Origin of the sequence: Roseicyclus sp., assembly GCF_018402035.1 — a bacterium.
GTDB lineage: Bacteria > Pseudomonadota > Alphaproteobacteria > Rhodobacterales > Rhodobacteraceae > Roseicyclus.
Genome location: NZ_JAGYJN010000003.1, coordinates 105,310 through 118,427, shown reverse-complemented (window position 1 = coordinate 118,427; position 13,118 = coordinate 105,310). Strand labels below are relative to the sequence as shown.

Annotated in this window: 11 protein-coding genes; 4 read left to right on the top strand and 7 right to left on the bottom strand. The window is 60.4% G+C overall.

All coding sequences use genetic code 11. The features are described from left to right. Positions 1–7: 7 nt before the first annotated feature. The 3 genes from galU to cysQ all read right to left on the bottom strand — a co-directional run bounded on the left by galU (position 8) and on the right by cysQ (position 2,638). Complete coding sequence (galU, locus tag KG698_RS06650; RefSeq protein WP_213684784.1) at positions 8–901, bottom strand: UTP--glucose-1-phosphate uridylyltransferase GalU; 894 nt, start codon at positions 899–901, stop codon at positions 8–10. Positions 902–1,043: 142 nt separating this feature from the next. Beyond that, on the bottom strand, positions 1,044–1,844 hold the full coding sequence (locus KG698_RS06645; RefSeq protein ID WP_213684783.1) for a 3-deoxy-manno-octulosonate cytidylyltransferase: 801 nt from the start codon (positions 1,842–1,844) through the stop codon (positions 1,044–1,046). After that, entirely contained in the window at positions 1,841–2,638 is a 798-nt protein-coding gene (gene cysQ / locus KG698_RS06640) for a 3'(2'),5'-bisphosphate nucleotidase CysQ (protein WP_213684998.1), read from the bottom strand. Before cysQ ends, KG698_RS06645 begins: the two co-directional genes overlap by 4 nt. Before the next feature lie 180 nt (positions 2,639–2,818). Between cysQ and KG698_RS06635 the strand changes: the two genes are divergently transcribed. The 3 genes from KG698_RS06635 to dnaJ all read left to right on the top strand — a co-directional run bounded on the left by KG698_RS06635 (position 2,819) and on the right by dnaJ (position 6,934). After that, complete coding sequence (locus KG698_RS06635; protein WP_367114053.1) at positions 2,819–3,592, top strand: ABC transporter permease; 774 nt, start codon at positions 2,819–2,821, stop codon at positions 3,590–3,592. 205 nt (positions 3,593–3,797) lie between these two features. Beyond that, positions 3,798–5,702, top strand: a complete 1,905-nt coding sequence (dnaK, locus tag KG698_RS06630; RefSeq protein WP_213684781.1) for a molecular chaperone DnaK — start codon at positions 3,798–3,800, stop codon at positions 5,700–5,702. A 74-nt stretch (positions 5,703–5,776) separates the two neighbouring features. After that, positions 5,777–6,934, top strand: a complete 1,158-nt coding sequence (dnaJ, locus tag KG698_RS06625; protein WP_213684780.1) for a molecular chaperone DnaJ — start codon at positions 5,777–5,779, stop codon at positions 6,932–6,934. A 3-nt stretch (positions 6,935–6,937) separates the two neighbouring features. Here the strand turns inward: dnaJ and KG698_RS06620 are convergent, their stop codons facing one another. The 3 genes from KG698_RS06620 to KG698_RS06610 are packed head-to-tail and all read right to left on the bottom strand — an operon-like array spanning position 6,938 to position 9,771. After that, on the bottom strand, positions 6,938–7,228 hold the full coding sequence (locus tag KG698_RS06620) for a CcdB family protein (protein WP_213684779.1): 291 nt from the start codon (positions 7,226–7,228) through the stop codon (positions 6,938–6,940). A 2-nt stretch (positions 7,229–7,230) separates the two neighbouring features. Further along, the gene (locus KG698_RS06615) at positions 7,231–7,446 is read right to left on the bottom strand and encodes a type II toxin-antitoxin system CcdA family antitoxin (protein ID WP_213684778.1); all 216 of its coding nucleotides are present in this window, start codon (positions 7,444–7,446) and stop codon (positions 7,231–7,233) included. A 60-nt stretch (positions 7,447–7,506) separates the two neighbouring features. Continuing rightward, entirely contained in the window at positions 7,507–9,771 is a 2,265-nt protein-coding gene (locus tag KG698_RS06610) for an NADP-dependent malic enzyme (protein WP_213684777.1), read from the bottom strand. Positions 9,772–9,898: 127 nt separating this feature from the next. Between KG698_RS06610 and mutS the strand changes: the two genes are divergently transcribed. After that, positions 9,899–12,541, top strand: a complete 2,643-nt coding sequence (gene mutS, locus KG698_RS06605) for a DNA mismatch repair protein MutS (protein ID WP_213684776.1) — start codon at positions 9,899–9,901, stop codon at positions 12,539–12,541. On the opposite strand, the gene KG698_RS06600 is transcribed toward mutS, so the two are convergent. Beyond that, the gene (locus KG698_RS06600; protein WP_213684775.1) at positions 12,538–13,107 is read right to left on the bottom strand and encodes a nucleotide exchange factor GrpE; all 570 of its coding nucleotides are present in this window, start codon (positions 13,105–13,107) and stop codon (positions 12,538–12,540) included. The two genes, mutS and KG698_RS06600, sit on opposite strands and share 4 nt — an antisense overlap. Between the last annotated feature and the right edge of the window lie 11 nt (positions 13,108–13,118).

The following is a 13,118-nucleotide window of genomic DNA, read 5'->3' as shown; positions in this document are numbered from 1 at the left end:
CGCGCGCCTATTGTGCGGCGCTGCGCGCGGCCATCAGGTCGCCAAGATATGCCATGAATTCGTCGCGCAAATCATCGCGGCCCAGCGCAAACGCGACCGTTGCCTGCAAAAAGCCCGCTTTCGAGCCGCAATCATACCGCTGCCCGCGAAAGCGGAAGCCATAGACATTGTCCGAATTGACGATTTCTTGCGCGATGGCATCGGTCAACTGCACCTCGCCACCGGCACCCGTCTTGATCTTGTTGAGATTTTCCATGATCGCAGGCGTCAGGATATAACGGCCGATCACGGCAAGGTTTGATGGTGCGGTGCCCGGCTCGGGCTTTTCGACCATCCCCTTGACCGAGACGACTGCGCCCATGTCTTCCTTGATGTCGAGCACGCCATAAGCCGATGTCTTGGCGGCTGGCACCTCCATCGCGGCGACCATATTGCCGCCGATCTCGGCATGTGCCTCGACCATCTGTTGCAGACAGGGGGTTTCGGCGGCGATCACATCATCGGGCAAGATCACGGCGAAGGGCTCATTGCCCAATAGACGCCGCGCACACCACACCGCATGGCCCAGACCCATCGCGCGATGTTGGCGGATATAGGCAATCGCGCCCGATTCCATATTGGTGGTTTTCAGCGCCTCAAGCAGGTCGGTCTTGCCCTTTTTGCGCAGCTGGTTCTCAAGCTCGGGTGCGTTGTCGAAGTAATCTTCGAGCGCGGATTTGCCCCGGCTGGTGACGAAGATGAAATCCTTGATGCCGGCTGCGCGCGCCTCGTCAATCGCGTATTGGATCAGCGGCCGATCCACCAATGTCATGATCTCTTTGGGGATAGACTTGGTCGCGGGCAAGAACCTTGTGCCAAGCCCCGCAACAGGAAAGATCGCCTTTGTCACACGCTTTTTCATCTACTCATCCTTGCTCGACCTACACAGTGGCGTGCCGCCCCGTAACAGCTGTGCCTCACATTATGGCGAAAAGACGGATAAAGGGGAATTAACAAAAAACACTTTCGCGCGGATTTGCACGGAATATTTCGCGCCTCGGTCGCTAGGGCAGGCCCATCTCGGTCAACATCGCCTCGATCCGCGGCACATCTTCGGGATTGTTGAGTTCCCAGAATTTTCGACCCTGTGCCGCCACTTCGACACAAAGAAGCGGATGCCCCGCCTCAAGAAAACGAAGCTGTTCCAGCCCCTCGAGCGTCTCGAGCGGGCCGATGGGCCAATCGGGATAAGCGCGCAGCGCATCGGGCCGATAGGCATAGACACCCACGTGGTGAAACACCGGGGTCGGCGCATCGGCTGCGTAGTCTTGGACGGTAAAGGGGATCACTTCCTTGGAGAAATAGAGCCCGCGCATCGCGTGATCGACAACAGCGGTCGTGCCGCCCACCCGCCCGGCGGCACGGTCCGCCTTGAGTGCTGCCAAAGTCTCGCCGTCGCAGCGCAAGATCGGCGTGGCAATCGCGGCACCAGCATCGGCGCGCAGGCCCGCGATCAACGCCTCTAGAAACCAAGGGGGGGTCAGTGGCGCATCACCTTGCAGGTTTACGACCATCTCGACCCCATCGCCAAGCTGGGCCAGCGCCTCGGCGCAACGTTCGGTGCCGTTGCGCGCCTCGGATGAGGTCATCAAGACATCGGCCCCGAAACCCCTTGCGGCATCGGCGATCCGCGCATCATCAGTGGCGACATAGATCGCATCAAAGCCCGAGACCGCACAGGCCGCACGCCAGCTACGTTCAATCAGGCTTTGCGCCTGTCCCGTCGCGCCGCGCAGCTTTACCAGCGGCTTGCCGGGATAGCGGGTCGAGGCATAGCGGGCCGGAATAACGCAAATGACGCTCATGGTTGTTGCAACTCCACCCCCGGGGCGAATGCGATGAAGAACCCATTGGCAAACCCCGGTTTGCCATAGGTAAAGGGTTGGTGATCTTCGAACCGGACCATGCGCCCGCCCGCGCCGCGCAAAACGGCGTCACCGGCGGCGGTGTCCCATTCCATGGTGCGGCCAAGACGGGGGTAAAGATCGGCCTCACCCGTGGCGACAAGGCAGAACTTCAGCGAGGAGCCCGCGCTTTTCAGATCGGCCACGGCATATTTGTCGATATAAGCGTCCGTCGCCGCATCGCGGTGTGATTTCGACGCCACGACAAAAAGCCCGTTCTTGTCTGGCTGACCGACCCTTATCGGCGTTATCGGGCCTATCTTTTCGGGATCGAAGGGGCCGGTTTCCTCGACGCTTTGGCCGGTGGCGTCGGTGTAGAACAACCGCCCCTTGGCAGGCGCATAGACCACGCCGCGCACAGGAACGCCGTGTTCGACCAAGGCGATATTCACCGTGAAATCACCGCGCCGCTGGACGAATTCCTTGGTGCCATCAAGCGGATCAACGATCAGGAATGTCGCGGCAGTTTGGGCATGGCTATCGGCCTGTTCCTCGGTCACCAGCACCATATCAGGGAACGCCGCGCGCAGGTGGGCCGAGATCAGCGCATCGGCCGCCTCATCCGCTTGGGTCACGGGGCTATCATCGGACTTGGCGCGCACATCAAAATCATCGGCCCGATAGACCTCCATGATCTGGGCACCCGCTTCGATGGCCGCTTGGCGGAAAACCCGCAACACATGATCGTAATCCACATTCGCCTCCATTTTGCCTTGATTAGGTGATAAGGCCATCGCGTTATCGTCGGCATCACCCGGCGGGGCAAGTGCGGTGCGCAAGACAATCGATCCTGTTGCATCTTTTGGGTAATCGGGGGTTAGCCGCCTATGTACGAGGCACGGCGCACGCAATCGACGTTTAGTCTTGCGATCAACATGTTTGAATTGAGCTTTGTCACAGCGGCCCGCAAGGTCCGCCAAAGCCATCGCAACGCGGTTTGGGCAATCATGACCAACGTGCTGCAAGCCTTGTTCTTTCTGGTCGCTTTTTATTTTATGTTCAGCGTGATGGGAGCGCGTGGTGCTGCGATCCGTGGCGATTTCATGCTGTATCTTCTGACGGGCATTTTCGCCTATCTGACACATATCAAAGCTGTTCAGGGGATCATGAGTGCCGAAGGGCCGGCCTCGGCGATGATGCAACATGCGCCAATGAACACGTTGGTTGCGATACTCTCCTCAGCATTCAGTGTACTTTACACGCAGACCATCAGCCTTTTGGTTCTGCTGCTCGTGCTGCATACGCTGATCAACCCAGTCACGATCCATGATTGGCCGGGCGCTTTGATGATGTTCTTGTTGTCATGGGGCACAGGTTGCGCCGTCGGTCTGTTGCTTTTGGCCGCCAAACCTTGGGTGCCCGATGTCGTAAGCATGATCCAGATGGTCTATGTCCGGGCGAATATGGTCGCATCGGGCAAGATGTTCGTGGCTAATATGATGCCGGGCTTCATGATCGACATGTTCGATTGGAACCCGCTGTTTCATGTGATCGATCAGGCGCGGGGCTTTACCTTCGTCAATTATTTTCCGCACCATTCGAACTGGGAGTACCCGCTTTACTTCACCCTGATCGCCTTGTTGATCGGCTTCATGGGCGAGGCGTATTCGCGCAAACATGTCTCCGCCAGCTGGGAGGCCGGGCGTTAATCGACATTTCCCCGCACAAAATTGGCAAGTTGCCAGTTTTTCTGAGGTCAAGCCCCGCTTGCAGGGGCTTAACCCCCCTCCTATATACCCTCCGAACCGGTCGGGGCGTGCACCTTGGCCAATATCGAAATCTCATGCTGGGCGCATCGGGGGCCACAACGGACCCGCCACCGCCCGTTCGCTTAATAGAAGGGACCCGACCAACATGGCAAAAGTGATTGGTATCGACCTCGGCACAACCAACTCTTGCGTCGCCATCATGGATGGCAGCCAGCCGCGCGTGATCGAAAACTCCGAAGGGGCGCGTACCACGCCCTCGATCGTCGGCTATACAGATGATGAGCGCCTCGTCGGCCAAGCCGCCAAGCGGCAGGCCGTGACCAACCCCGAAAACACCATCTTTGCGGTCAAACGCCTGATCGGCCGCCGCCTTGGCGATGCCGAGGTGGAAAAGGACAAGAAGCTTGTCCCCTATAAGATCGTCGATGGCGGCAATGGCGACGCTTGGGTCGAAGTGCGCGGCGAGAGATATTCGCCCAGCCAAGTTTCGGCACAAATCCTGACCAAGATGAAGGAAACCGCCGAAAGCTATCTGGGCGAGGAAGTGACGCAAGCCGTCATCACCGTGCCTGCTTATTTCAATGACGCCCAGCGCCAAGCCACCAAAGATGCGGGCCGCATCGCGGGTCTTGAGGTGCTGCGCATCATCAACGAACCCACCGCGGCGGCATTGGCCTATGGCCTCGACAAGAAAGAGACCCGCACCATTGCGGTCTATGACCTTGGCGGCGGCACCTTCGATATCACCATCCTCGAGATCGACGATGGCCTGTTCGAGGTGAAATCCACCAATGGCGACACCTTCCTTGGTGGCGAAGATTTCGACATGCGCATCGTCCAGTATCTGGCCGATGAGTTCAAAAAAGAGAACGGCGTCGATCTGACAAGCGACAAGATGGCCCTTCAACGCCTGAAGGAAGCCGCTGAGAAAGCCAAGATCGAGCTGTCATCGTCCAGCCAGACCGAAATCAACCAGCCCTTCATCTCGATGGGCGCGAACGGTCAGCCGCTTCACCTTGTGATGAAGCTGACGCGCGCCAAGCTTGAAAGCCTTGTTGGCGATCTGATCACCAAATCGATGAAGCCTTGCGCCGCCGCGTTGAAGGATGCGGGCCTGTCCAAGGGTGACATCGATGAGGTCGTTCTGGTCGGCGGCATGACCCGCATGCCCAAGGTCGTCGAAGAGGTGACCAAGTTCTTTGGAAAAGAGCCCCATAAAGGCGTGAACCCTGATGAAGTCGTGGCCCTTGGTGCCGCCATTCAGGCGGGCGTGTTGCAGGGTGATGTGAAGGATGTCGTGCTTCTCGACGTCACGCCGCTGTCGCTTGGGATTGAAACGCTGGGTGGCGTGTTCACCCGCCTGATCGACCGCAACACCACGATCCCGACGAAAAAGGCCCAGATCTTCTCGACCGCTGACGACAACCAGAATGCGGTGACTATTCGCGTCTTCCAAGGTGAGCGCGAGATGGCCGCCGACAACAAGATGTTGGGTCAGTTCAACCTTGAGAATATCCCGCCTGCACCGCGCGGCATTCCGCAGATCGAAGTGACCTTTGACATCGACGCCAACGGCATCGTGTCGGTCGGTGCCAAGGATAAGGGCACAGGCAAAGAGCAAAAGATCACCATCCAAGCCTCGGGCGGCCTGTCGGACGAGGATATCGACCGCATGGTCAAAGAGGCCGAGGAGAACGCCGATGCCGACAAGAAGCGGCGCGAATTGGTCGAAACCCGCAATCAGGCCGAAAGCCTGATCCATTCGACCGAGAAATCGATGAACGAGCATGGCGACAAGGTCGACCCCTCGACCATCGAGGCGATCGAACTGGCCATCAAGGCGCTGAAAGAGCAGCTGGAAACCGAAGATGCCGGCAAGATCAAGGGCGGCATTCAGAACGTGACCGAAGCCGCGATGCGCTTGGGCGAAGCGATCTACAAGGCGCAGGCCGAGGATAGCGATGATGACCAAGACGGCGCGCGCCCTGTCGATGACGACATCGTCGATGCCGATTTCGAAGATCTCGACGACGACCGCAAGCGCGGCTGATCCAACGGCGTGATCCAACGGCGACCGGCTGGGCGTAAACCCGGCCGGTCGCCTGCGTTCAGGGAAGGAACGATATGGCCAAGCGCGATTATTACGAGGTTCTCGGGGTCTCGAAAGGCGCATCTGCCGACGAGATCAAGAAAGCCTTTCGCCAAAAGGCGAAAGAGCTTCACCCTGATCGCAACTCTGACAATCCCAATGCCGAGGCCCAGTTCAAAGAGGTGAACGAGGCCCATGATATCCTGAAAGACGCCGACAAACGCGCCGCCTATGACCGTTTCGGCCATAGTGCCTTTGACGGTGGCATGGCAGGCGGTGGTCGCGCGGGTGGTTATGGCGGCCGCCCCGGTCAGGGCGATTTCGCATCGGCCTTTTCCGACGTGTTCGAGGATTTGTTCGGCGATTTCATGGGCGGCCAGCGCGGCGGTCCGCGTTCGCGCGCCAGCCGTGGATCGGACCTTCGCTATAACCTCAAGATCTCGCTGGAAGAGGCTTTTGCCGGGCTGACCAAGCAGATTACCGTACCAAGCGCCGCGGCTTGCGGGGCGTGTTCTGGCACCGGCTCCGAGGGTGGATCAGAACCAGCCACCTGCCCCACTTGTTCGGGCATGGGCAAAGTGCGCGCACAACAGGGCTTTTTCACCGTCGAGCGGAGTTGCCCAACATGTTCGGGCATGGGCCAAGTGATCAAGAACCCCTGCCGAAGCTGCGGTGGCGCGGGGCGTCTGCAAAAGGATCGCGCGCTTTCGGTGAATATTCCACAAGGTGTGGAAACCGGCACGCGCATCCGCCTATCGGGCGAGGGTGAGGCCGGTCTGCGCGGTGGGCCGTCAGGCGATCTTTATATCTTTATCGAAGTGGCCGATCACACGCTGTTCCAGCGCGACGGGGTTGACCTATTTTGCCGTGTGCCCGTCTCGATGAGCAAAGCGGCCCTTGGCGGCGAGATCGAGGTGCCCACCATCGATGGCGGTCGCGCGCGGGTCAAGGTGCCCGAAGGATCGCAATCAGGCCGCCAAATGCGCCTGCGTGCCAAGGGCATGCCGCAACTGCGTGGCGCGGGTGTGGGCGATATGTATATCGAACTGGCGGTGGAAACACCGGTCAGCCTGAACGCCGAGCAAAAAGAGCTGCTGCGCAAGTTTGAAGAGATCAGCGCCAAGACCAACAACCCCAACGCCAGCGGCTTTTTCGACAAAGTCAAAAGCTTTTGGGACGGGATGAAGGGATAACCGTCAAATCCCGGTAAAGACCATGTCGACGGCGCGGCGGATCATATATTCCTCGCGCCGAAGGTCACCGATCGCAGGGCCCAGGTGCCGCGCGGATATCGCGGTCATCTCAGAAACCAACATCAGGTGAGGGTGCCCATTGAACAGGACCATCGGCTCCAATGTTGGCAAGGGCACGGGTCTTGCGGTCTTTAGCACAAGCGGCGCGACAACGCGTGTGCCAATATCGATCAGATCGGATTGAAGATCGACGACAAGAACATCACCCGCGAGGCGGTAGATATCATACTGCACGGCTAGACCGTGAGCACGCGATAGGGCGCCAAGATTGTATCGTTCGTCTGGTAATAATTGCGCCGCTCTTCCAGCGCCTTGGCGTTTTCCGCCAACCATGCCTCGCGCCGGGCGGTGCGCAGCGCTGCTTCCGCGATGGCAGAGACGTTGAGACCCATCTCGCGTGCATCCGACAAGAGCTGAGAGTCAATCGTGATATTCGTCCGTTGCTTACCCATGACACACCCTCCGTGTGGTGTGATCATACACATGATCACCCCACACGCCAAGCAACCCGGTCAGCGCCGCCCAATCTCGCAGGCGGCCATGACGGCCATGTTCAAGATGTCATTGGCTGTCGAGACGGTCGAACACACCTGAATGGGGCTTTTCAGCCCGGTCAGGATCGGGCCGATCACCGTGGCCCCCGCCATCGCCTGCATCAGCTTGACCGAGATACTGGCCGAGTGGCGCGCGGGCACGACCAGCACATTGGCCGGGCCAGACAGGCGGGTGAAGGGATATTGCGCCATCACCTCGGGGTTGAGCGCGACATCAACGGCCATCTCACCATCATACTCGAAATCAACGCCAATCTTATCAAGGACTTGCGGGGCCTGATGCATCTTTTCAGACCGCTCGCTGACCGGATAGCCAAAGGTCGAAAAGCTGACAAAGGCAACACGCGGCTCTAGCCCCAGATCGCGGGCGACCTGTGCGCCGCGCTGCGCGATTAGCGCCAGATCTTCTTTCTCGGGCCATTCATGAACCAGCGTATCCCCGATCAAGATGATCCGCCCTTTGTGAAGCAAGGCGGTAATGCCAACCGCACCATCTTGGGCGCGGGCATCGAAAACCTTGCCGATCAGATCCAGCACATGGGCCGATTTGCGCGTCGCACCCGTGACCAGCGCGTCACCATGCCCATGGGCCAGCATCAACGCCGCGAAAACATGCCGGTCACGCGCGGCGAGGCGGTGAATGTCAGATCGGTCATGCCCCTTGCGCTGCAAGCGGTCGTAAAGAAACGCCTTATAGCTATCGAGATGCTCGGTGTTCGCGGCGTTCACCACCTCGAGCTCGCGCACGGCATCACCCAAACCGGCGGCGTCCAGTTTGGTCTGAACATCCGCCTCGCGGCCAACGACCAGCGCACGGCCCAAACCTTGGCGTTGATAGGCGACAGCGGCGCGCAAGACGCGCACATCATCGCCTTCGGCAAAGATCATCCGCGCTTGCGCCGATTTGGCCCTTGCATAGATGCCTTGCAAGATCGAGCTGGTCGGATCAAGCCGCGCGCGCAGCCCTTCGGCGTAGCGATCCAGATCTTCGATCGGGCGACGCGCGACGCCTGTGTCCATGCCTGCCCGCGCCACGGCGGGGGGGATGGTGTAGATCAGGCGGGGATCAAACGGGGTGGGGATGATATAGTCGCGCCCAAAAGACAGATCGCGGCCATAGACCACCGCGACCTCGTCCGGCACATCCTCGCGCGCCAGATCAGCGAGTGCATGGGCGCAGGCAATCTTCATCTCGTCATTGATCGCGCGGGCATGAATATCAAGCGCGCCACGGAACAAGTAGGGAAAGCCCAAGACGTTATTGACCTGATTGGGGTAATCCGACCGGCCAGTCGCGACGATGGCATCGGGGCGCACCTCATGCGCTTCTTCCGGCGTGATCTCAGGATCGGGGTTGGCCATGGCGAAAATGACCGGGTTGGGGGCCATGCTGGCCACCATTTCCCGCGTGACGGCGCCCTTGGCGGACACACCAAGAAACACATCCGCGCCGCGCATCGCTTCCTCTAGGCTGCGTAGATCGGTTTTCACCGCATGGGCCGATTTCCATTGGTTCATCCCCTCGGTGCGGCCCTGATAAAGCACGCCCTTGGTGTCACAGACGATGCAGTTGTCATGCCGCGCGCCCATGGTTTTCAGCAGTTCGATGCAGGCAATTCCCGCCGCCCCCGCGCCGTTCAGCACGATGCGGCAATCCTCGATCTTCTTGCCAGAGATATGCAGCGCGTTGATCAGACCCGCCGCACAGATCACGGCGGTGCCATGCTGATCGTCGTGGAAAACCGGGATATCGCATTCTTCCTTGAGGCGCTGCTCGATGATGAAACATTCGGGCGCCTTGATATCTTCGAGATTGATACCGCCAAAGGTGGGCGACATCAGCTTAACCGCGCGGCAGAACTCATCCGGGTCTTCGGTATCAAGCTCGATATCGATTGAATTCACATCGGCAAAGCGCTTGAAGAGCACCGCCTTACCCTCCATCACGGGTTTGGAGGCAAGCGCGCCAAGATTGCCAAGCCCCAATACCGCCGTGCCGTTCGAGATGACGGCGACCAGATTGCCCTTTGTGGTATAATCATAAGCCGCCTCAGGCCGTTCCGCGATCACCTCGCAAGGGACCGCCACGCCGGGGGAATAGGCAAGGCTGAGGTCGCGCTGTGTCGCCATCGGGGTCGAGGCGTTGATGTCAATCTTTCCCGGATGCGGTTCCAGATGATAGGCCAACGCCTCTTCACGGGTAATCCTGCTCTTGTCGGCCATTTTCATCTCTCCCTCGGTCCGGTGTCTGGTGTAGCCATTGCAGGACGCGGCGGCAATAACAGGCTTTTGCCGCTTCAATCTCGCGCGGGGCTTGCTTAGGTTGCGTTACAGATAACCGGGGGGCGGAATGAGCAGCGTCACGCCAATGATGGCGCAATATCTGGAGATCAAGGCACAGCATGCCGATGCTCTGTTGTTCTACCGGATGGGCGATTTCTACGAGATGTTCTTTGATGACGCGGTGGCCGCCGCCGCCGCGCTGGATATCGCGCTGACCAAACGTGGCCAGCATTTGGGCGAAGATATCGCCATGTGCGGCGTGCCGGCCCATAGTTCTGAGAGCTACCTTTTGACCCTGATCCGCAAAGGGTTTCGCGTCGCCATCTGCGAACAGATGGAAGACCCGGCCGAGGCGAAAAAGCGCGGCGGCTCCAAGGCTGTTGTGCGGCGCGAGGTTGTGCGCCTTGTCACCCCCGGCACCCTGACCGAAGACACGCTTCTCGAGGCGCGGCGGCACAACTATCTTGCCGCCTATGCCGAGGTGCGCGGCGAAGGTGCGCTGGCGTGGTGCGATATCTCGACCGGGGATTTCCGTGTCATGGGCTGCCCGCCTGTACGGTTGGGGCCGGAACTGGCCCGGCTTTTGCCGCGTGAGGTGCTGATTTCCGACGGGATGGAGGCCGCGCGCATCGCAGCCATCGAAGAGATCGGCGCCGCCGTGGCACAGCTTGCCCCCACCAGTTTCGACAGCCGCAGCGCCGAGGCGCGGATTTCAAGGGTGTTCAATGTCGGCGCGCTGGATGGGTTCGGGCAATTCACCCGGCCCGAGTTGGGCGCGATGGGTGCGCTGATCGATTATCTGGAGCTGACGCAAAAGGGCAGCTTGCCGCTGTTGCGCCCACCGCGCCAGCAAAGCGCGGGGCGCTTGTTGCAGCTTGATGCAGCGACGCGGCGCAATCTGGAACTGACCCACGCGCTTGCGGGGGGGCGGGCCAATACCCTGTTGTCGGTTCTGGATCGCACCCTGACCGCAGGTGGCGCGCGCCTGTTGGAGCGGCGCTTGTCCGGCCCATCCACCGATCTGGGCGTGATCACGGCACGCCATGATGCGGTCGCGTTTTTCGTCACTAACGCGCGAGTTCGTGACGATCTGGAACAGCATTTGCGCCGCATCCCTGACCTTGACCGCGCCTTGTCGCGGCTGGCGCTTGACCGGGGCGGGCCACGCGATCTGGCCGCGATCCGTGACGGGCTAAGGGCCGCCGTCGCGCTGGGGGCTGTGCTGCGCGATCTGGAATTGCCGGCGCTGTTGGCGCAGGCGCGCGGTGATCTACACGGCCATGCTGATCTGGGCGCGCTTCTTGACCGCGCGCTGGTGGCCGAGCCGCCCCTGCAACTGCGCGATGGCAGCAGCATTGCGCCGGGCTATGACCCGGATCTCGACGCAGCGCGCCACCTGCGCGACGAGGGGCGCGGCGTGATTGGCGGCATGCAGGCCGATTATATCGCGCAAACCGGTGTCGGCTCGCTGAAGATCCGGCACAATAACGTGCTGGGGTATTTCATCGAAACCACCGCGACCCATGCACAAAAGATGCTGTCCCCGCCCTTGGCCGAGCAGTTTATCCATCGCCAGACCACGGCCAATGCGGTGCGCTTTACCACGCTGGATTTGTCCGAGCTTGAAACCCGCATTCTGAACGCGGGCAACCGTGTGCAAGAGATCGAGCGCAACCTGTTTGCCAACCTGCGCGATGCCGTTTTGCAGCAAGCCGATGTGATCGGACAGGTCGCACGCGCCTTGGCCGAGTTCGATTTAGCAGCTGCACTTGCCCGCCGCGCGGTCGAAGGGGATTGGACACGCCCACAGATGCGCGAAAACCGCGCCTTTGACATCACTGGCGGGCGGCACCCGGTGGTAGAGGCCGCCCTTGCCCGCGACGGTGCGCCCTTTATCGCCAATGATTGCCGCCTTTCCCCCGAAGCGGAGGGGGCTGCAATCACGCTGTTGACCGGGCCGAATATGGCGGGGAAATCAACATTCCTACGCCAGAACGCGCTGATCGCGATTTTGGCCCAGATGGGAAGTTTTGTACCCGCAACGCGCGCCGAGATTGGGCTGGTCAGCCAAGTCTTTAGCCGTGTTGGCGCAGCCGATGATCTGGCACGGGGGCGCTCGACCTTTATGGTCGAGATGGTGGAAACCGCCACGATCTTGAACCAAGCCGATCCCCGCGCGCTGGTGATCTTGGACGAGATAGGGCGCGGCACGGCGACCTATGACGGCCTGTCCATCGCCTGGGCGACGCTGGAACATCTGCATGACGTCAACCGCTGCCGTGCGCTGTTTGCGACCCATTACCACGAGATGACGGGGTTGGGTGCCCGCCTGCCCGGTCTATCCAATGCCACTGTCGCGGTCAGGGAATGGCAAGGCGATGTGGTGTTCTTGCACGAGGTGCGCCAAGGGGCGGCGGACCGCTCCTATGGGGTACAGGTGGCAAAACTGGCCGGATTGCCGCCAAGCGTGATCGCGCGCGCCCATCAGGTGTTGGATGCGCTGGAGAAGGGCGAGCGCGAGGGTGGCAACCGCAAGGCGTTCATCGACGATCTGCCACTTTTCGCGGCCGTCGCTGTCGTGCCCGCATCGCCCGCCAAAGGCCCAAGCGCGCTTGAAGCGCGCCTTGGCGCGGTCCATCCCGATGAATTGACCGCGCGCGAGGCTTTGACGCTTCTCTACGAGTTAAAGGATATGATCGGGCGGGGTTAAGCGCCGGTATTCGATGAGACGCCAACCTGTGCAGGGCGAACCAAGCGATCATGCAACAGGAAACCCTCGGCCATGACTTGCAAGATATCGCCCGCCTTGGTGCCGGGCACCGGTGCCTCGAACATGGCCTCGTGGCTTTCGGGATCGAAGCGATCACCGATTTCGGGGACAATCGGCGTGACGCCATGCTTGGTCAAGACTTTGAGCAATTCGCGCAAGGTCAACTCCACCCCTTCGAGAAGGGCGCGGTCGGCATCACCAGCGGCATCTGCTGCACTATTGAGCGCGCGGCGCAGCGCGTCATAGACCGGCAAAAGATCACGCACGATGCGGGTGCCACCAAATTTCTCAGCCTCGCGGCGATCACGTTCGGCGCGTTTGCGGACATTATCTGACTCGGCCAAGGTGCGCAGGAGTCGATCCTTGAGGGCGTCACGCTCCGCGATCAAGGTGTCGATAGGATCAAGCGCTGTGTCTTGATCGACGGCGGCTGCTGTTGGTTCTGCCGCGTTCGCGCCCTCGGGCGGTGTGGTCTCGGCGAATTGATCTTGGTTTGCGTCGGACATGCTTGCCCCCT

What these genes read in the sequence shown, in the direction of transcription:
- galU (WP_213684784.1), bottom strand. Translation starts at nt 901, where the DNA reads ATGAAAAAGCGTGTGACAAAGGCGATCTTTCCTGTTGCGGGGCTTGGC.
- KG698_RS06645 (WP_213684783.1), bottom strand. Translation starts at nt 1,844, where the DNA reads ATGAGCGTCATTTGCGTTATTCCGGCCCGCTATGCCTCGACCCGCTAT.
- KG698_RS06635 (WP_367114053.1), top strand. Translation starts at nt 2,819, where the DNA reads ATGTTTGAATTGAGCTTTGTCACAGCGGCCCGCAAGGTCCGCCAAAGC.
- dnaK (WP_213684781.1), top strand. Translation starts at nt 3,798, where the DNA reads ATGGCAAAAGTGATTGGTATCGACCTCGGCACAACCAACTCTTGCGTC.
- dnaJ (WP_213684780.1), top strand. Translation starts at nt 5,777, where the DNA reads ATGGCCAAGCGCGATTATTACGAGGTTCTCGGGGTCTCGAAAGGCGCA.
- KG698_RS06615 (WP_213684778.1), bottom strand. Translation starts at nt 7,446, where the DNA reads ATGGGTAAGCAACGGACGAATATCACGATTGACTCTCAGCTCTTGTCG.
- KG698_RS06610 (WP_213684777.1), bottom strand. Translation starts at nt 9,771, where the DNA reads ATGGCCGACAAGAGCAGGATTACCCGTGAAGAGGCGTTGGCCTATCAT.
- mutS (WP_213684776.1), top strand. Translation starts at nt 9,899, where the DNA reads ATGAGCAGCGTCACGCCAATGATGGCGCAATATCTGGAGATCAAGGCA.
- KG698_RS06600 (WP_213684775.1), bottom strand. Translation starts at nt 13,107, where the DNA reads ATGTCCGACGCAAACCAAGATCAATTCGCCGAGACCACACCGCCCGAG.